General features: G+C 73.5%; 15 protein-coding genes and 1 rRNA gene. 4 read left to right on the top strand and 12 right to left on the bottom strand.

Annotated elements, in window-relative coordinates:
• Positions 1-66: 66 nt before the first annotated feature.
• Together ACIQK6_RS39115 and ACIQK6_RS39110 are read left to right on the top strand one after the other, a co-directional pair.
• Entirely contained in the window at positions 67-1,449 is a 1,383-nt protein-coding gene (locus ACIQK6_RS39115) for an FAD-binding oxidoreductase (protein WP_329103514.1), read from the top strand.
• Positions 1,450-1,484: 35 nt separating this feature from the next.
• Entirely contained in the window at positions 1,485-3,110 is a 1,626-nt protein-coding gene (locus tag ACIQK6_RS39110; RefSeq protein ID WP_329103512.1) for a PucR family transcriptional regulator, read from the top strand.
• Positions 3,111-3,319: 209 nt separating this feature from the next.
• On the opposite strand, the gene ACIQK6_RS39105 is transcribed toward ACIQK6_RS39110, so the two are convergent.
• The 5 genes from ACIQK6_RS39105 to ACIQK6_RS39085 all read right to left on the bottom strand — a co-directional run bounded on the left by ACIQK6_RS39105 (position 3,320) and on the right by ACIQK6_RS39085 (position 8,847).
• Positions 3,320-4,444 carry a glycosyltransferase family 4 protein gene (locus tag ACIQK6_RS39105; RefSeq protein WP_402697212.1) on the bottom strand — a complete coding sequence of 375 codons (1,125 nt, stop codon included), beginning with the start codon at positions 4,442-4,444 and terminating at the stop codon, positions 3,320-3,322.
• 203 nt (positions 4,445-4,647) lie between these two features.
• Complete coding sequence (gene recN, locus ACIQK6_RS39100; protein WP_329108070.1) at positions 4,648-6,372, bottom strand: DNA repair protein RecN; 1,725 nt, start codon at positions 6,370-6,372, stop codon at positions 4,648-4,650.
• Positions 6,373-6,804: 432 nt separating this feature from the next.
• Complete coding sequence (locus tag ACIQK6_RS39095) at positions 6,805-7,749, bottom strand: NAD kinase (RefSeq protein WP_329103509.1); 945 nt, start codon at positions 7,747-7,749, stop codon at positions 6,805-6,807.
• On the bottom strand, positions 7,746-8,561 hold the full coding sequence (locus tag ACIQK6_RS39090; RefSeq protein ID WP_329103507.1) for a TlyA family RNA methyltransferase: 816 nt from the start codon (positions 8,559-8,561) through the stop codon (positions 7,746-7,748). Before ACIQK6_RS39090 ends, ACIQK6_RS39095 begins: the two co-directional genes overlap by 4 nt.
• 7 nt (positions 8,562-8,568) lie before the next feature.
• Positions 8,569-8,847 carry a hypothetical protein gene (locus ACIQK6_RS39085; protein WP_402697209.1) on the bottom strand — a complete coding sequence of 93 codons (279 nt, stop codon included), beginning with the start codon at positions 8,845-8,847 and terminating at the stop codon, positions 8,569-8,571.
• Between the two features lie 64 nt (positions 8,848-8,911).
• Between ACIQK6_RS39085 and ACIQK6_RS39080 the strand changes: the two genes are divergently transcribed.
• Positions 8,912-9,259 (top strand): SCP2 sterol-binding domain-containing protein, encoded by a 348-nt coding sequence (locus ACIQK6_RS39080; protein ID WP_329103504.1) that lies wholly within the window; start codon positions 8,912-8,914, stop codon positions 9,257-9,259.
• Between the two features lie 148 nt (positions 9,260-9,407).
• Here ACIQK6_RS39080 and ACIQK6_RS39075 read toward each other — a convergent pair whose 3' ends face one another.
• From ACIQK6_RS39075 to ACIQK6_RS39060, 4 genes are read right to left on the bottom strand one after another with little or no spacing between them, the layout of a single operon-like run.
• Positions 9,408-10,229 carry an ABC transporter ATP-binding protein gene (locus ACIQK6_RS39075; protein WP_329103502.1) on the bottom strand — a complete coding sequence of 274 codons (822 nt, stop codon included), beginning with the start codon at positions 10,227-10,229 and terminating at the stop codon, positions 9,408-9,410.
• A 5-nt stretch (positions 10,230-10,234) separates the two neighbouring features.
• Positions 10,235-11,329, bottom strand: coding sequence for a FecCD family ABC transporter permease (locus ACIQK6_RS39070; protein ID WP_402697206.1), 1,095 nt, complete (start codon positions 11,327-11,329; stop codon positions 10,235-10,237).
• Entirely contained in the window at positions 11,326-12,393 is a 1,068-nt protein-coding gene (locus ACIQK6_RS39065; RefSeq protein WP_329103499.1) for an iron chelate uptake ABC transporter family permease subunit, read from the bottom strand. The genes ACIQK6_RS39070 and ACIQK6_RS39065 overlap by 4 nt, the downstream gene beginning before the upstream one ends.
• A 50-nt stretch (positions 12,394-12,443) precedes the next feature.
• Positions 12,444-13,523, bottom strand: a complete 1,080-nt coding sequence (locus ACIQK6_RS39060; protein WP_329103497.1) for an HAD-IIA family hydrolase — start codon at positions 13,521-13,523, stop codon at positions 12,444-12,446.
• 112 nt (positions 13,524-13,635) lie between these two features.
• On the opposite strand from ACIQK6_RS39060, the gene ACIQK6_RS39055 reads away from it, so the two are divergent.
• On the top strand, positions 13,636-14,907 hold the full coding sequence (locus ACIQK6_RS39055; protein ID WP_329103495.1) for a DUF1015 domain-containing protein: 1,272 nt from the start codon (positions 13,636-13,638) through the stop codon (positions 14,905-14,907).
• A 67-nt stretch (positions 14,908-14,974) separates the two neighbouring features.
• Here the strand turns inward: ACIQK6_RS39055 and ACIQK6_RS39050 are convergent, their stop codons facing one another.
• The 3 genes from ACIQK6_RS39050 to rrf all read right to left on the bottom strand — a co-directional run.
• Entirely contained in the window at positions 14,975-15,820 is an 846-nt protein-coding gene (locus ACIQK6_RS39050; RefSeq protein ID WP_329108066.1) for a hypothetical protein, read from the bottom strand.
• Positions 15,802-17,163 (bottom strand): hypothetical protein, encoded by a 1,362-nt coding sequence (locus tag ACIQK6_RS39045; protein ID WP_402697203.1) that lies wholly within the window; start codon positions 17,161-17,163, stop codon positions 15,802-15,804. Before ACIQK6_RS39045 ends, ACIQK6_RS39050 begins: the two co-directional genes overlap by 19 nt.
• Before the next feature lie 224 nt (positions 17,164-17,387).
• A 5S ribosomal RNA gene (gene rrf, locus ACIQK6_RS39040) occupies positions 17,388-17,479 on the bottom strand; the annotation flags it as partial.

Here is a 17,479-nt window from a genome sequence, read left to right as displayed (position 1 = left end):
CCCGGTGATCGTCCGCGCCTACGCTGGAAGTGTCCTATGCCCTCCCTCCGGTGGAAGGGGGCAGCCATGGCTCCCCTGTCGAAGGCGGGCGCGGCCCTGACCGCGCTCCGCGAGGATCTGTCCGGCGGGGTCTTCGCTCCGGAGGATCCGGGGTACGACGAGGCCCGGACCCTCTTCAACGCGATGATCGACCGCAGACCCGCCGTCATCGCCCAGTGCGAGAGCACGGCGGACGTGGTGACCGCGGTCCGGTTCGCGAGGGAACTGGACCTGAACATCGCCGTGCGCGGCGGCGGGCACAGCGTGGCCGGGATGTCCCTCAACGACGGCGGCCTCGTCGTGGACCTGCGCCGGATGCACGAGGTGACGGTCCATCCGGCGGCCGGGGCCGCGCACGTCGAGGGCGGGGCCACCATGAGCCACCTGGACCGGGCCTGCGAGCCCTACGGACTGGCGACGACCGGCGGCCGCGCCTCCACCACCGGCGTCGGCGGGTACGTGCTGGGCGGCGGCAGCGGCTGGTTGGACCGGAAGTTCGGCCTGGCCGTGGACAACCTGCTGGGCGTGGACCTGGTCACCGCCGAGGGCGAGGTCGTCCACGCGACCGCGGAGGAGCACCCGGAGCTGTTCTGGGGGCTGCACGGCGGCGGCGGGAACTTCGGCGTCGCCACCTCGCTGACCCTGCGGCTGTACGAACTGCCCGCCATGTCGATCGCGTTCCTGCTGTACCTGCCGGAGCGCGGGCCCGAGGTGGTCCGTACGTACCGGGACGTCATCGAGGCCGCGCCGCCCGAGGCCTCGGGCGCAGCCCTCTACCTCACCGGCCCGCCCGAAGAGTTCGTCCCGCAGCACCTGGTCGGGCGGCTGCTGGCCGGGGCGCTGCTGACGTACGCGGGCCCCGAGGACGAGATGCGGCGGCTGGCCGAACCGCTGCTGGCGATCCCCCACGAGTCGGAGATCGTCACGGCCATCCCGTACGCCGACCTCCAGTGCATGATCGACGACCCGCCGGGCATGCGGAACTACTGGTCGGCCGAGTACCTCACCGGCTGTCCCGACGCGTTCGTGGACGTCTTCTGCGCCCGCGCCGAGGCCATGCCGGTACCGACCGGCACCCAGCACCTGGTCTTCCCGCAGGGCGGCGCCGTGGCGTCCGGCCCGGCCGACTACCCGGTGCCGTACCGCGACTCGCCGTGGGCGGTGCACCCGTTCGGGATCTGGGAGGACCCGGCCGACGACGAGCGCTGCCGGCAGTGGGTCAAGGACGTCCGCGCCGACGCCCGGCCGTGGAGCACCGGCGCGGTCTACCTCAACTTCACCGGGGACGAGGGCGTGGAGCGGGTGGTCTCGGGCCTCGGCGGCGAGAACATGCAGCGGCTGGGCGCGCTCAAGCGCCAGTACGACCCCGACAACATCTTCCGCTTCAACCACAACATCCAGCCCGCCTGACGATGGAGACGGATCGGCCGGTAGCGTCCCGCGCTATGGAGAACCAGGGCGGGATCACGGTTCAGCGGGCACTGGAACTGCCCGGGCTGCGCGGCGGACTGCCGGAGGTGGTGGCCTGCGCCGACCGCCTGGGCCGGACCGTCCGCTGGGTGCACGCGGGCGAGGTGCCGAACATCGCCTCCCTGCTCAAGGGAGGTGAGCTGCTGCTGACCACGGGCTTGGGCCTCGGCACCCGGCCGGCCGAGCAGCGGGCCTTCGTCCGCCGCCTCGCGGACCGCGGGATCGCCGCGCTCGTGGTCGAACTGGGCCCGCGCTTCACCCGGCTGCCGGCGACCCTGGTGGAGACCGCGCGGTCGGCGGGGCTGCCCCTGGTCCAGCTCCACCGGGAGGTCCCCTTCGTGGCGGTCACGGAGGAGGTCCACACCGAGATCGTCAACCACCACTACGCACTGCTCCAGCGGGCCGAGGAGGTCCACCGGCGCTGTACGGAGGCGCTACTGGGCGGTGGGGGCATCCCCCAGGTCCTGCGGATCCTGGCCGACCTCACGGGGAACCCGGTGTTCTTGGAGACCCCCGACGGGCAACTCCTGTACGCGGCCGGCAGCGCGGCCGGGGACGCGGGCGCGGACCCGCTCCAGGTGTGGGAGGGCCTCCGCGGCCAGCGCGAGGCCGAACCCGCCACGAACACGGTGGTGGTCGACGTACCGGGCGGCGGCCACGGCACCGGCTCGGTCCGGGCCCGGCTCGTCCTGGTCGGCGTCTCGGCCCCGCTGCTCCCGGTGCACCGGATGGCGGCCGAACGCACGGCGGGTGTCCTGGCCGTCGTCCTGATGCAGGCGCGGCAGGAGGAGGAGCTGGCGGCGCGCGGCCGCGGCGACTTCCTGACGGACCTGGCGGAGGGCCGCATCTCGGCGGAGGACGCACCGGGACAGGCCCGGGTCCTGGGCTTCAAGCCGGGCGGCGGACCGCTGCTGCCGGTGGTGATGCGGCTGTCCTCGGACCTCGGACCGTCCGGGAACTGGGCCGTCCTGGCCCGCGCGGTGCTGGAGGAGCTGTCGTCCGTCGGGGTCCCGGTCCTGCTGGGCGTCCGCCCGGTCGAGGGCCGGGTGCCGCTGCTGGTCTCCCTGCGCGCGGAGTCGGAGCGCACGGCGGTGGCGGACCGGGTCTCGGCCGCGCTCCGGGCGGGCGTCGAACGGGCGGGCCTGGACCGGGCCGACGCGCCGCCGGCCGTGGTCGTCGGCGTGGCGGGTGGCTGGGCCGCGGCCTCGGCGGGCCTGCGCCACGCCGCGGAGACCGCGACGGCGGCCCACGGCCTACCGGCACGCCCCTGGTACGACGCGCGCCGCCTGGACATCGACCTGCTGCTGTGGCGGCTGCGCGAACATCCCGACCTGGCCGCCTTCGTGGACCGGGCGATCGGACCGCTCCGCACGCACGACACGACGTCGCGCCCGCCGCTCCTGCCCACCTTGGAGACGTACCTGGCCCACGCGGGCCGCAAGGCGGAGACGGCGCGCGAGCTCCATCTGAACCGGCAGACGCTGTACAACCGGTTGGCCCGCATCTCGGAACTCCTGGGCACCGACCTGGACGACCCCGAGACGGTCCTCTCCCTGAGCCTGGCCCTCCGCGCCCGCCGCCACACCCCTTCCGCTTCTTGACGCCGTCCTCGCACCGCTCGGCGCTAGCGCGCCTCCCGGGCTTCGTACCCCTACCTGCCCTTCCACCGTTCCCCGGGCTCTGCCCGAACCCGCGCCTCGATCGCCGGCGGGGCTCAAGTTGAGCCCCGCCGGCGATCGAGGCGCGGGGGTGCGGGGGCGGAGCCCCCGAAACGGCGCGCCGCCCGGACCACCGCTACCCCGCCGGGAGGCTAGCGGCGGGTACGTTCCATCAGTTCGTCGTAGACGGACAGGACCTGTGCGACGGTGTCGTCCTCCGACGGCCACGTCGCGGCCTGGACGCGCCCCGCGGCCGCCAGCGCGGCCCGGCGGTCCGGGTCGGCCAGCAGGCCGGTCACGGCCGAGGCGAGGGCCCCCGCCTCCCCCGGCGGGACCAGTACCGCACCGTCGCCCACCAACTCCGGGACACCGCCCACCGCCGTGGCCACCAGCGGCACGCCCACCCGCAGCGCCTCCTGCGCCAGCAGTGCCCGCGCCTCCCAGCGGCTCGGCAGGACCGCCAGGTCCGCCGCCGCCAGCAGCTGCGCCGCGTCCCGGCGGCGCCCCAACAGCCGTACCGGAAGCCCCTCCGCCTCGATCCGCCGGGCGAGCTCAGCCCGGAGCGGCCCCTCCCCCGCGATCACCAGCAGCGGCGCCGGGTCCAGGCCGCGCCACTCCCGTGCCGCATCGAGCAGTACGGAGTACCCGCGGTGCGGCACCAGGCTGCCGACGGCGATCAGCAGCGGCCGTTCCACCACGCCCAGTTCCGCCCGCACCTTGCCGGGGTCGACCGCCGCCTCTGCACCCGCCGTGCCCACCGGCAGGGCCACCGGGGCCAACCGCGCGTCCCTGGCGCCCCGCAGCCGCGCGGCGTCCACCTGGTCCGAGGAGGCCCCGAGCACCACCGCCGCGGCCCGCGCCACGTGCCGTTCCAGCATCCGGCCCAGCCGCCCGAGCGCACCGACCGCCGTGGGGCCATCGCCGTGCCAGCTCACCACCAGCGGCACCCGGCGCCCCCGTATGGCCAGGGCGGCGCGCATTCCGGCGCGCACGCCGTGCGCGTGCACGAGGTCCGCCCCGGCACATGCGGCCCGCAGCACGCTGACCGCGTCGGGCGCGAACTGCGCCCCGGCGCCGGTGAAGTCGTACTCCCCCTCCGCCTGGACGGGCGCGCACACCGTGACCCGTACCCCGCGCGCGGCGAGGCCTGTCGCGAGCGAGCGTACGTGCGCGCTGCTGCTCGCGCCCGCACCGCTGCCGAGTACTTGCACGGTGCGCAGCGGCGGCCGGCCGTAGGGCTGGGCCGGGAGAGAGGTGGAGACCGGGGAGCTGCTCACGGGCCGAAGCTCCAGGGTGAGGGAGTGAGAGACGTCGCCAAGAATGCCAGTCCGCACGCGCGTTCCGGGACCATACGGGTACGGATCCCGTACGAGATGGTGCAGGACGCCCTCGAGCCTCACCCACACGGGCTATCTCCGGGCCTGCGCGGGCGCGCCGGAGGCCCGGAACGCGGTGCGTTCCGGGCCTGCGCCGGGGTACCTCACGCGTCCGCGCGCGCCGCCGCCAGCAGTTCCTCGGCGTGCGCCCGCGCCGAGACCGAGTCCTCGTGGCCGGCGAGCATGCGCGACAGCTCGCGAATCCGGTCCTCGCCCTCCAGGACGGTGACCCCGCTCCGGGTGACCGATCCGTCATTGGTCTTCTCGACGAGCAGCTGCCGGTCCGCGAAGGCCGCCACCTGCGGCAGGTGCGTGACGACCACGACCTGCGCCGACTTGGCCAGCTTGGCCAGCCGCCGGCCGACCTCGACCGCCGCCTTGCCGCCGACGCCCGCGTCGACCTCGTCGAAGAGGTAGGTGGGCACCGGGTCGGAGCCCGCGAAGACGACCTCGACGGCCAGCATCACCCGGGACAGCTCACCGCCCGAGGCGCCCTTGGCGATCGGCCGCGGCTGGGCACCGGGGTGCGGGGCCAGCAGCAGCTCCACCTCGTCCGCGCCCGAGGGGCCGTAGGCGACCGGGCGGCCGTCCACGTCCACTCCGTCGGAATCCTCGGCCTGCCGGACGTCGATGGTCACGCGGGCGTGCGGCATCGCCAGCGAGGCCAGCTCCGCCGTCACCGCGGAGGCGAAACGGGTCGCGGCCTCCACCCGGGCGTCCGTCAACGCCTGTGCCAGCAGCGACAGTTCGCCGCGCAGTCCGTCGCGTTCGGCGGTCAGCTCGGTGATCCGCTCGTCGTCGCCGTCCAGTTCCAGCAGCCGTGCCGCGCTCTGTTCGGCCCACTCCAGCACGGCGTCCACGGTGCCCGCGGAGCCGTACTTGCGGGTGAGCTGGGTCAGGGCGGCCCGCCGCTCCTCCACCGCGGCCAGCCGCAGCGGATCGGCGTCCAGGTCGTCAGCGTAGCCCGCCAGTTCCCCGGCCACGTCGGACAGCAGGATGCCGAGCTCCCCGATCCGTTCGGCGAGCGCGCCGAGGGCCGGGTCGTGGGAGCGTACGGATTCCAGCGCCCGGTGGGCGCCCGCGACGAGCATGTTCGCGTCGATGGCCTCCGGGTCCTCCGGGTTGCCCGCGAGCGCGGCGTGGGCCAGCTGCGCCGCCGAGGCCAGTGATTCGGCATGCCCGAGCCGCTCCGCCTCGGCCGCGAGTTCGACGTCCTCGCCGGCCACCGGTTCCACGGCCGCGATCTCGTCCAGTCCGAAGCGCAGCAGGTCCGCCTCCTGGGCCCGTTCCCGGGCCCGGGTGGTGATCTCCTCCAGCTCGACGGCGACGGCACGGAACCTGCGGTAGGCCGAGCCGTACTTCTCCAGCGGGACGGCGACGGCGTCCCCGGCGTACCGGTCGAGGGCCTGCCGCTGCCGCGCCGGGCGCAGCAGCCCCTGCTGGTCGGTCTGCCCGTGTACGGCGACCAGGTCGTCGGCGAGCTCGCCGAGCAGACCGACGGGCACGGAGCGGCCGCCGACGTGGGCGCGCGAGCGTCCCTCGGCGGACACGGTCCGACTGATCAGCAGGGCGCCGTCGTCGAGCTCGGCCCCGGCCTCCTCGGCGCGTACGGCGGCGGGGGCGTCGGGGCGCATGACGATGCGACCCTCGACCACCGCGGCCTTGGCCCCGATCCGTACCAGGGCCGGGTCGGCGCGACCGCCGAGCAGCAGCCCGAGGCTGGTGACGACCATCGTCTTGCCCGCGCCGGTCTCGCCGGTCACCGCGGTGAATCCGGGCGACAGCTCGACCACCGCGTCGTCGATGACCCCGAGCGACCGTATCCGCATCTCCTCAAGCACGGGACGACGATACCGAGGTTTCATGGGTGCCATGTGACGTCACCCGCCCCGAATTCTCCGAACGCGTGTGCTATTAATGCTCTCCCGGCCGAACTCCCCATCGTGCTACGGGGATAGGCGCCCGGAACCGTTTCGGACTCGATTCGACTCGCCGCCGTCCAGCACCTCCACGACACGCACGTGCGGGTGTGCGACCGCTTCGGCGGCTGCGCCGCGGGGGAGCGAGAGAGCGGGGCCCGCAGCCCTGCGGCTCGCCCGCCGGGGGCTCCGGTGCCTCACCCCTTCCGGCACGGCCCGACCGACGGCGGTTCGCCCGTCCGAAGGACGGCGGAACCGCGCCACCACCGGGGCGCCCGGTCCCCCGCCACCCGTCCCCACCCTGCGTCCGGACGCCCCGGACCGCCGAGGGGGTGGATCACATCAGTGCGGCGCGCCGCGCCACCCCGACACCGGCAGCGCGAACTTGGCGACGAGCCGGTCCGTGAAGGACGCGTGGTGCAGTCGGGCGAGCCGTACCGGCACCGCACCGCGCCGCACCTCGACCCGCGCCCCGGCCGGCAGCTCCAGCGTGCGCCGCCCGTCGCACCACAGCACGCCGTGCGGGGTGCCGTTCTGCACCTCCACCGCCAGCACCGAGGTCGGCGAGGTCACCAGCGGCTTCGCGAACAGCGCGTGCGCGCTGATCGGCACCAGCAGCAGCGCCTCCACCTCCGGCCAGACCACCGGCCCGCCCGCGGAGAAGGCGTAGGCCGTGGAGCCCGTCGGAGTCGCGCAGACGATCCCGTCGCAGCCGAAACCGGTCACCGGGCGCCCGTCGATCTCCAGGACCACCTCCAGCATCCGCTCCGGGGACACCTTCTGGACCGCGGCCTCGTTCAGCGCCCAGTCCCGGTGGACCACATCTCCGTTCGTCCGCACGATCACGTCGAGCGTCATCCGCTCCTCGACCTCGTACGAGCGCGTCACCACCCGGTCCACGACCTTGTCCAGGTCGTCGCGCTCGGCCTCGGCGAGGAACCCCACCCGGCCCAGGTTGACGCCCAACATCGGCACCCCCGAGGCGCGGGCGAACTCCGCGCCCCGCAACAGGGTGCCGTCCCCGCCGAGGACGATAAGCAGCTCACACCCGTCGAGCACCCCCGGGGTGGACTCGGTGACCAGCTCCACCTCGGGGGGCAGCGGCAGGTCCACCGCCTCGTGCTCCATGACGCGTACGCCCAGTCCGCACCTCAGCAGACCCTGTACGACCAGCTCGGCGCTGCGGATGGCCGCAGGCCGCCCGGTGTGCGCGAGCAGGAAGACCGTCCGCCCTTCCCCCGAAACACGTGAACCCGCTGTACCTGCTGTACCCGCTGTACCTGTCACTGCGGCCCCTCCGCTACTGCACGGTCAACATCCTCCGGGTCGAGTGCCGGTGCCCCCGCCCGCAGCCACAGAAAGTACTCGACGTTCCCCGAAGGCCCCGGCAGCGGACTCGCCGTCACCCCGAGAACGCCCAGACCCAGCTTCGCGGCCTGCGCCGCGACCTCGCGCACGGCCTCGGCCCGCAACTCCGGGCTGCGCACCACGCCGCCACTGCCCAGCCGGTCCTTGCCGACCTCGAACTGCGGCTTGACCATCAGCACCAGGTCCGCGTCCGGCGCGCAGCAGCGCACCAGCGCCGGCAGCACCAGACCGATGGAAATGAACGACAGATCACCGACGACCAGGTCGACCGGAACCCCGTCGAGCTGCTCCACCGTCAGCTCGCGCACGTTCGTGCGGTCCTTGACCGTGACCCGGTCGTCGCTCTGCAGCGACCAGGCCAGTTGCCCGTAGCCGACGTCCACGGCCATCACGTGGGCCACGCCCGAGCGCAGCAGCACGTCCGTGAACCCGCCGGTGGAGGCGCCGGCGTCCAGCGCGCGGCGGCCCTCGACGGCCAGCCCCTGCGGCTGGAAGGCCGCCAGCGCGCCGGCCAGCTTGTGGCCGCCGCGCGAGACGTAGTCGGGGTCTGCGTCGTCCTTGAGGACCACCAGGGCCGCGCTGGTCTCGACCTGGGTGGCCGCCTTGGTCGCGGTGGTGCCGCCCACGGTCACCCGGCCCGCGGCGATCAGCTGTGCGGCGTGCTCGCGCGAGCGGGCCATGCTGCGGCGTACCAGTTCGGCGTCCAGGCGGCGGCGTGCCACTCCTGCCACGTTCGGTTCAGCTCCTGTTTTCGTACGGTCCGGGGACGGGCGGTGCGTCCAGCGCGGTCAGCGCGTCGCGCAGCCCCCGGTGGACATCCTCGTACACCTCGACGTGTCCGTGCTCCTCGAGGTGGTCCGCGTCCGCCAACCGCGCCAGGTGCGCGTCCACGCCGGCGTGGCCGGTGGGCGTGCGCTCGATGCCCAGCGCCACGGGCCCGGTGGGCTCTGCGGGCTCCACGGGCCCTGCCGGCTCTGCGGAGGCATCGACCCGGGGGTCGGCGGCTTCGTCGGTCATGCCCCGACGCTACCTCGAAGCGCCCCGCGACCACGCATGGCTCTGCGGTACGGTCGTGATCACGATGGCTACGATCCAGGAGTGCCGCGAAGCACTCGACAACCTCTCCGGCAACCTCGCACGGGCCGACGGCGGCGTGCGCAGCGCGGCCGCGTTCGACCGCTCCCTGAGCTGCCACATCACCGACCTCGACCAGACGTTCACGGGCCGCCTCGACGCGGGCCGGATCCGGGTGGACGCGGTCGCCCCGGGCCCGCCCGCGGCGAAGGCCGAGATCAGGCTCGCGATGACCGGCGACGACCTCGTGGCCCTGGTCGCGGGCGAGCTGAAGTTCGCGAAGGCCTGGGCCTCCGGCCGGGTCCGTCTGGAAGCCGGCTTCCGCGACCTACTCCGCCTCAAGAGCATGCTCTAGCCAAGCCCCGCCCCGACCCCTTCCAGCCTCGTCGACCCCTTCCAGCCTCCCCGGCACCCCCAAGCCCCGCCGGCGTTCGAGGCGCGGGAGTCCGGGGGCGGCGCCCCCGGCAATCGGCCCGCACCGAAACCGCCTGCCCGGCCGGAGGCTACTCCGCCCGGGCCACCACACGGGCCTTGCGCGCCGCCGGGACCACCAGCGGCGTCCCCGTCTCCGGATCCGGAATCACCTGGCAGCGCAGCCCGAACACCTTCTCCACGAGCTCCGCCGTCACCACCTCGGCCGGCGGCCCCTCCGCGACGACCTTCCCGCCCCGCATCGCGATCAGGTGCGTGGCGTACCGGGCCGCGTGGTTCAGGTCGTGCAGCACCGCCACCAGCGTCCGCCCCTGCGTCTCGTGCAGCTCCGCGCACAGGTCCAGCACGTCGATCTGGTGCTGGATGTCCAGGTACGTCGTCGGCTCGTCGAGCAGCAGCAACGGCGTCTGCTGGGCCAGCGCCATCGCGATCCACACGCGCTGCCGCTGCCCGCCCGACAACTCGTCCACGGCCCGGTCCGCGAGCTCGGCGACCCCGGTCGAGGCCATCGACTCGTTCACGACCCGCTCGTCCTCGGCCGACCACTGCCGCAACAGCCCCTGGTGCGGGTACCGGCCGCGCGAGACCAGGTCGGCCACCGTGATGCCGTCGGGCGCGATCGAGGACTGCGGGAGCAGGCCCAGGGTCTTGGCGACCTTCTTCGCGGGCATCGACCCGATGGCCTGCCCGTCCAGCAGCACCCGCCCGGTGGACGGCTTCAACATCCGCGACAGGGCCCGCAGCAGCGTGGACTTGCCGCAGGCGTTGGGGCCGACGATCACCGTGAAGGAGTTGTCGGGGATCTCCACCGACAGGTTCTCGGCGATGACCCGCTGGTCGTAGCCGAGGGTCACGTTCTCCGCGGTCAGCCGCTGCACTTGGGTACTCCTCATCAGGTTCATATACGTCCCGCCTTGCGCTCGGTGACGAGCAGCCAGAGCAGGTAGACACCGCCGACGAGGCCGGTCACCACGCCCACCGGCAGCTGGTCGGAGCCGAAGGCCCGCTGCGAGGCCCAGTCGGACACCATCAGCAGCACCGAGCCCATCAGGGCGGCGTTCACCAGGTTCCCGCCGGGCGAACGGGTCAGCCGCCGGGCCAGCTGCGGCGCGGCCAGCGCGATGAAGCTGATCGGGCCGGCCGCGGCGCTCGCCGCGGTGGTGAGCAGGACCGCCGCGAGCATCAGCAGCATCCGCGTCCGCTCCACCCGCACGCCGAGCGCGTACGCGGCGTCGTCGCCCATCTCCATCATCCGCAGGGCCCGGCCCCGCCCGAGGACCAGTGGGAAGAGCACCGCGCACACCGCGAGCAGCGGCCACACCTGCGCCCAGTCCCGGCCGGCCAGCGAGCCGGTCAGCCAGACCATGGCGCGGGTGGCCTCGATCAGCTGGGCCTTCGTGATCAGGTACTGGATCACGGCGATCAGGATGGCGGAGGCGCCGATGCCGACCAGCACCAGCCGGTAGCCCTGGATGCCCTGCTTGTACGCGAGCAGGTAGACGAGGACTCCGGCCAGCAGACCGCCGACCAGCGCGCCGACGGCGACCTCGGTGGCGCCGCCCTTGAACAGGACGATGACGACGAGCGCGCCGACCGCCGAGCCGTAGCCGAAGCCGAGCATGTCCGGGGAGCCCAGCGGGTTGCGGGAGACGGACTGGAAGACGGCTCCGGAGATGCCGAGCGCCGCGCCGACGAGCAGCGCGACCAGGGCCCGCGGCAGCCGCAGGTCGTTGACGATGAAGTCGGTGGCCGGGGTGCCGTTGCCGAGCAGGGTCTGTACGACGTCCCACGGCGCGATCTCGAAGTCGCCGGTGCCGATGAGCAAGACGGCCATCGCGAACGCCACGAAGGTCAGCAGCACGCCCACGGTGAGGGCGCGCCGCTCGACGCGCAACGAGAGCCCGCCGGGCAGGCGCAGCGGACGGGGGCCGGACCGACGGCCCTTTCGGGGGGCATCGGTCGCGGTCACGGTCGTGGGCGCGGTCGCGGTCACAGCTGGGCCATCCTCTTGCGCCGAACCAGGTAGATGAAGACCGGGCCGCCGATGAGCGCGGTCACGATGCCGACCTGCAGTTCGGCGGGCCGGGTGACGACGCGGCCGATGATGTCGGAGCCGAGCAGCAGGGCCGGCGACAGGACGGCCGAGTACGCGAGCACCCAGCGCATGTCGGGGCCGGTGAAGGCCCGGACGAGGTGCGGGACCATCAGCCCGATGAACACGATGGGACCGCAGGCGGCGGTCGCCGCACCGCACAGCAGGGTGATGGCGACCATGGCGCCGATCCGGGTCCGCGTGAGGTGGGCGCCGAGCGCCCGCGCCGTGTCGTCGCCCATCGCCATCGCGTTGAGCGGCCGGCCCAGCACCAGCGCCAGCACCGCGCCGACGAGCAGGAAGGGGGCCACCTGCCGGACGGTGTCCATGTTGGCCGAAGCCAGCGAACCCACCGTCCAGAAGCGCAGCTTGTCCAGTGCCTTGCTGTCCATCAGCTGCACGGCGTTGATGTAGCCGACGAGCGCCGCGCTGGCCGCCGTACCAGCGAGCGCGAGGCGCACCGGGGTCGCGCTGCGACTGCCACCGAGCACGTACACGAGGACCGAGACGAAGGCGGCTCCGAGGAAGGCCCACCACACGAACTCGTTCAGTGAACTCGCGCCGAAGAAGCTGATCGCGGAGACCACGGCGGCCGCGGCACCCGCGTTGACGCCGAGGATGCCCGGCTCGGCCAGCGGGTTGCGGGTCAACGCCTGCATCACGGCACCGGACAGACCGAGCCCGAGCCCGACCAGCAGCCCGAGCAGGGTGCGCGGGATCCGCAGGTCCCGCACGACCACGTCGGAGGGCGTACCCGCGTAGGCGAACAGGCCGTGCCAGACCTCGTCCAGGGTCATCTGCTTGGCGCCCACGGCGATGCTCACGACGGCGATCAGTGCCAGCACCGCGAGAGCGGCGAGCAGACCGGCGGCGCGCACGGCGTGGCGCGGGCGGGCTACGGAGGCAGCGGCGCCCTCGTCGGGCGCCGCGCTCCGTTCGGGTTCAGGGGGACTCTCGACCAACACGCAGGTTAGGCTAACCTACCTTCCGCACGGGCGGATCCCCCGGACCGCCCTTAAAGACCCAGCCTGGCCAGCGCCTTCGCCGCATCGAGCGTGCAGACTCCGTCCCCGGCCACCGTCCAGGCCGCCGCACACAGCGCCCGCAGCCCGTCGAGCGGATCCCCTGCCTCCCCGACTTCTCCGGCCTCCTCGCCCGCTCCGGCTTCTCCGGCCTCGCGCAGCTCCAGCACGCCGCCGTTCGTCGCGACCGCCGTCCAGCCGCCGCAGCGGAACCCCTCCGCGAACGGTTCCACCTCCGGCTGCCCGGCCAACAACCCCCGCAGATCCCGGTCCACGTAGGTCGGACGGTGCCTGGGCTCGGCACGCAGCAGCTGTTCCGCGTCGGTGACCCCGGTCAGCACCAGCAGCGAGTCCACTTCCCCGTTGAAGGCACCCTCGATGTCGGTGTCCAGCCGGTCCCCCACCACCAGCGGCCGCCGTGCCCCGGTGCGCAGCACCGTCTCCCGGTGCATCGGGGGCAGCGGTTTGCCCGCCACCTGCGGCTCCGCGCCCGTGGCGATCCGTACGACCTCCACGGCAGCCCCGTTGCCCGGCGCGATCCCGCGCGCACCCGGAATCGTCAGGTCGGTGTTCGACGCGAACCACGGCACCCCGCGGTTGATCGCGTACGAGGCCTCGGCGAACCGCCCCCACGGCAGGTCGGGACCCCCGTACCCCTGGACGACCGCCGCGAGCCCCTCCTCCTCGGCCGACTCCACCGGCACCAGACCCCGCTCGCGCAGCGCGACCCGCAGCCCGTCCCCGCCGATCACCAACACCTTCGACCCCGGCTCCACCTGCTCAGCGATCAGCCGGGCCACCGCCTGCGCCGAGGTGATCACCTCGGCGGCCTCCGTCGGAATGCCCAGCTCGCCCAGGTGCTCCGCGACCGCGTCCGGCGTCCGCAGCGCGTTGTTCGTGACGTACGCGAGGTGCATCCCGTCCGCCCGGGCCGTCGCGAGGGACTCCACCGCGTGCGCGATGGCCCTGCCGCCCGCGTACACCACCCCGTCCAGATCCAGCAGGGCGGTGTCGTACGCCTGGTGCAGACTCTGCTCACTCGCCGCGGGACTGGTCCTGCTCTGCCGGGTCATCCTGTCCGCTCCTCCTGGGGCCACTCCCAGCAGTAGCTGGGCCGACCGACCTTGTCCGATTCCGTACTGCCCCGATCATCCCGCATGGCAAGACGCGTTTTACCATGCACCAATGACCACATCTGGTACTGCGGAGCACGGGCTGCGCCTGATCCCGTTCCACGGCCTGCGCTACGTCCCCGAGCGTGTCGGCAGCCTCGCCGCCGTCACCTCGCCGCCGTACGACGTGGTCGTGCGCCCCGACGGAGTCGACCACCTCGAATCCGCCGACCCGCACAACATCGTCCGCCTGATCCTCCCGCAGGCGGGTACCCCGGCGGCGCGCAACGAGCAGGCCGCGCGCACCCTGCACGACTGGCTCGCCCAGGGCATCCTCAGCGCCGACCCCGAGCCCGCGCTCTACGTGTACGAACAGCGCCGGGCCGGCCTCCTCCAGCGCGGCCTCATCGGCGCCCTCGCCCTGTCCACCGCCGACGCCGGCATCGTGCTGCCGCACGAGGACGTCATGCCGGACGTGGTCACCGACCGGGCCGGCCTGATGCGGGCCACGTCCGCCAACCTCGAACCCCTGCTGCTCACCTACCGGGGCGACGACCCCGACACGGGAGCGGCCGCGGTCGTCGAACGGACCGCCCGGCGCGCCCCGCTCCTGTCGACCACCACCGAGGACGGCTTCCAGCACCGCCTGTGGGCCATCACGGATCCGGCCGAGCTCGACACCGTCATGGCGGACCTGAGCCACCGCCAGGCCCTCATCGCCGACGGCCACCACCGCTGGGCGACGTACCTGCGCCTCCAGGAGGAGCACGCCTCCCCCACCCCCTGGGACTTCGGCCTGGTCCTCCTCGTGGACACCGCCCGCTATCCGCTGCAGGTCCGCGCCATCCACCGGATGCTGCGCCGCCTCCCGGTGGCGGACGCCCTCGCCGCCCTCGACGGCCACTTCCGCGTCCGCCCGGTCGCCGGACCGCTGCCGCTGGCCCTGGACTCCCTCGCGGACGCCTCGGAACGCGGCAACGCCTTCCTGCTCGCCGGCGACGGCGCCTTCCATCTGGTCACCGACCCCGACCTGGCGCTCCTCGACGCCACGGTCCGCCACGACCGCCCCGAGGCCTGGCGCCGGCTGGACGCCACCGTCCTGCACGCCACCCTGCTCGACGCCCTCTGGCACGTCCCGGACGCGCCGGACCAGATCACGTACATCCACGACGCCGCGTCCACCGTGGCCATGGCCGAGCGGCACGGCGGCACGGCGGTCCTGCTGCATCCCGTACGCGAGGAAGTCGTACGGGACTTGGCCCGCCAGGGCGTCACCATGCCCCGCAAGTCCACGTCCTTCGGCCCGAAACCGGCCACCGGCCTGGTCCTGCGCGGCCTGGGCTGACCGGTTCCGGACATGAAGAAGGGCGGTACCCCGGTCGGGGTACCGCCCTTCTTCATGTCACCGTGCCTCAGGCCTTGTCGCCCTCGGTGTCGACGTCGGCGTCGGCCTCGGACTGCTCCAGCGGCTCGTACTCCTCGTCGTCCTCGTCGTAGTACTCGGCGACGTCGGAGGCGCGCTCGGCCGCGGCGATCTCCGCCGCGTCCTCGTCGTCGTCCTCGTCATCGTCGTCCTGGCCCTCGTCGTCGTCCTGGTCCTGGCCCTCAGCGAGGTCGGACAGGTCGATCGAGGCGTCGACGAACTCGACGCCGTCGAGCTCGGCGAGGCGGTCGGAGGCGTCGGTGGCCCCGTCCTTGTCCGCTTCGAGGGTCTTGCCGAACCACTCGCGCGCCTCGTCCTCACGACCGGCCGCCAGCAGGGCGTCGGCGTAGGCGTACCGCAGGCGTGCGGTCCAGGGCTGGACCGAGTTGGAGGCCAGCTCCGGGCTCTGCAGGGTCACGATGGCCGCTTCGAGCTGCCCCTGGTCCCGCCGGGCACCGGCCGCGACCAGACGCATCTCGACCTGACCGGCCTTGTCCAGCTTCTGCACCTCGGGCTCGCCGGCCATGGCCAGCGCCCGCTCCGGACGGCCGAGGCCGCGCTCGCAGTCGGCCATGACGGGCCACAGCTCGACCGAGCCGGTCATGCGCTTGGCGGCGCGGAACTCCGCGAGGGCCTCGCTGTACTTCTGCGTGGCGTACGCGGCGAAGCCGGCGGCCTCGCGGACGGCGGCGACGCGGGAGGCCAGCCGCAGGGCGATGCGCGAGTACGCGTACGCCTGCTCGGGCTCCTCGTCGATCAGCCGCGCGACCATGACGAGGTTCTTGGAAACCTCTTCGGCCAGGCCCTTGGGCAGGCTCAGCAGCTCCTGACGCACATCGGCGTCGATCTCGAAGCCGGTGACGTCCTCGTCGATCGGAAGCCGCTTGACCGGGTCCCGGTCACGGTCCGCGCGGAAGTCACGGTCGCCGCCGCGGTCATCGCGACCACGGTAGCCACCACGGTCACCACCGCGATCGTCACGGCCACCACGGTAGCCGCCACGGTCGCCACCGCGGTCGTCGCGACGGGGGTACGACGGGCGGTCGCCACCACGGTCGTCGCGACCGCCGCGGTAGCCGCCACGGTCGTCGTCACGACGCGGGTAGGACGGACGGTCGCCACCGCGGTCGTCACGACCGCCGCGGAACCCACCACGGTCGTCGTCACGGCGCGGGTACGAGGGGCGGTCGCCACCACGGTCGTCACGGCGCGGGTACGAGGGGCGGTCGCCACCGCGGTCGTCGCGGCGGAAGCCACCGCCACCACCGGAGGGACGGCCACCACGGTCGTCATCGCGGCGGGGGTACGACGGACGGTCGCCACCACGGTCGTCACGGCGCGGGTAGGACGGGCGGTCGCCACCACGGTCGTCACGACCGCCACGGAACCCACCACGGTCATCGTCACGACGGGGGTACGAGGGGCGGTCGCCACCCCGGTCATCGCGACGCGGGTAGGACGGGCGGTCGCCGCCACGGTCGTCACGACCGCCGCGGTAGCCGCCACGGTCGTCCTCACGACGCGGGTACGACGGGCGGTCGCCACCCCGGTCATCGCGACGCGGGTAGGACGGGCGGTCGCCACCGCGGTCGTCACGACCGCCGCGGAACCCACCACGGTCATCGTCACGACGGGGGTACGAGGGGCGGTCGCCACCCCGGTCATCGCGACGCGGGTACGAGGGGCGGTCGCCACCGCGGTCGTCGCGGCGGAAGCCACCGCCACCACCGGAGGGACGGCCACCACGGTCGTCCTCACGACGCGGGTACGACGGGCGGTCGCCACCACGGTCGTCACGGCGCGGGTAGGACGGGCGGTCGCCACCACGGTCGTCACGACCGCCACGGAACCCACCACGGTCATCGTCACGACGGGGGTACGAGGGGCGGTCGCCACCACGGTCATCACGACGCGGGAAGCTGGGGCGGTCGCCACCGCGGTCATCGCGACGGAAACCGCCACCGCCACCACCGGAGGGACGGCCACCACGGTCGTCATCGCGGCGGGGGTACGACGGACGGTCGCCACCGCGGTCGTCACGGCGGAAGCCGCCGCCACCACCGGAGGGACGCCCACCACGGTCATCGCGACGGAAACCACCACCGCTGCTGGACGGCCGGCCACTGGCACCACGGTCGTCACGACGGAACGGGGGACGGTCGCCGCCACGGTCGTCACGGCCCCCGCGGTAGCCGCCCCTGTCACCGCCGTCGTTGCGACGAGGCTCGCGCTCCGGACGATCGTCGGGAGAGTTGGACATGGGTGTGACTCCTGTCTTCGGGGTACCGCTAGTCATTCTCGCGCAACCAACCCATGGCCGCGCTTCGGCGTAAAGAGGTGAAAAACAAAAAAGGACCCTTGGTCCAGCGTTGAACGCTGGACCAAGGGTCCTTTGAAAGATTGTTCGGCGGCGTCCTACTCTCCCACAGGGTCCCCCCTGCAGTACCATCGGCGCTGAAAGGCTTAGCTTCCGGGTTCGGAATGTAACCGGGCG

It is taken from the genome of Streptomyces sp. NPDC091682 (assembly GCF_044756625.1).
Lineage (GTDB): Bacteria > Actinomycetota > Actinomycetes > Streptomycetales > Streptomycetaceae > Streptomyces.
This window is presented reverse-complemented; position numbering and strand designations above follow the sequence as displayed.

Coding starts and splice junctions, on each gene's coding strand:
- ACIQK6_RS39115 (WP_329103514.1), top strand. CDS start 67: ATGGCTCCCCTGTCGAAGGCGGGCGCGGCCCTGACCGCGCTCCGCGAG.
- ACIQK6_RS39055 (WP_329103495.1), top strand. CDS start 13,636: ATGACCACATCTGGTACTGCGGAGCACGGGCTGCGCCTGATCCCGTTC.
- ACIQK6_RS39085 (WP_402697209.1), bottom strand. CDS start 8,847: ATGACCGACGAAGCCGCCGACCCCCGGGTCGATGCCTCCGCAGAGCCG.
- ACIQK6_RS39110 (WP_329103512.1), top strand. CDS start 1,485: ATGGAGAACCAGGGCGGGATCACGGTTCAGCGGGCACTGGAACTGCCC.
- ACIQK6_RS39060 (WP_329103497.1), bottom strand. CDS start 13,523: ATGACCCGGCAGAGCAGGACCAGTCCCGCGGCGAGTGAGCAGAGTCTG.
- recN (WP_329108070.1), bottom strand. CDS start 6,372: ATGCGGATACGGTCGCTCGGGGTCATCGACGACGCGGTGGTCGAGCTG.
- ACIQK6_RS39080 (WP_329103504.1), top strand. CDS start 8,912: ATGGCTACGATCCAGGAGTGCCGCGAAGCACTCGACAACCTCTCCGGC.
- ACIQK6_RS39075 (WP_329103502.1), bottom strand. CDS start 10,229: ATGAGGAGTACCCAAGTGCAGCGGCTGACCGCGGAGAACGTGACCCTC.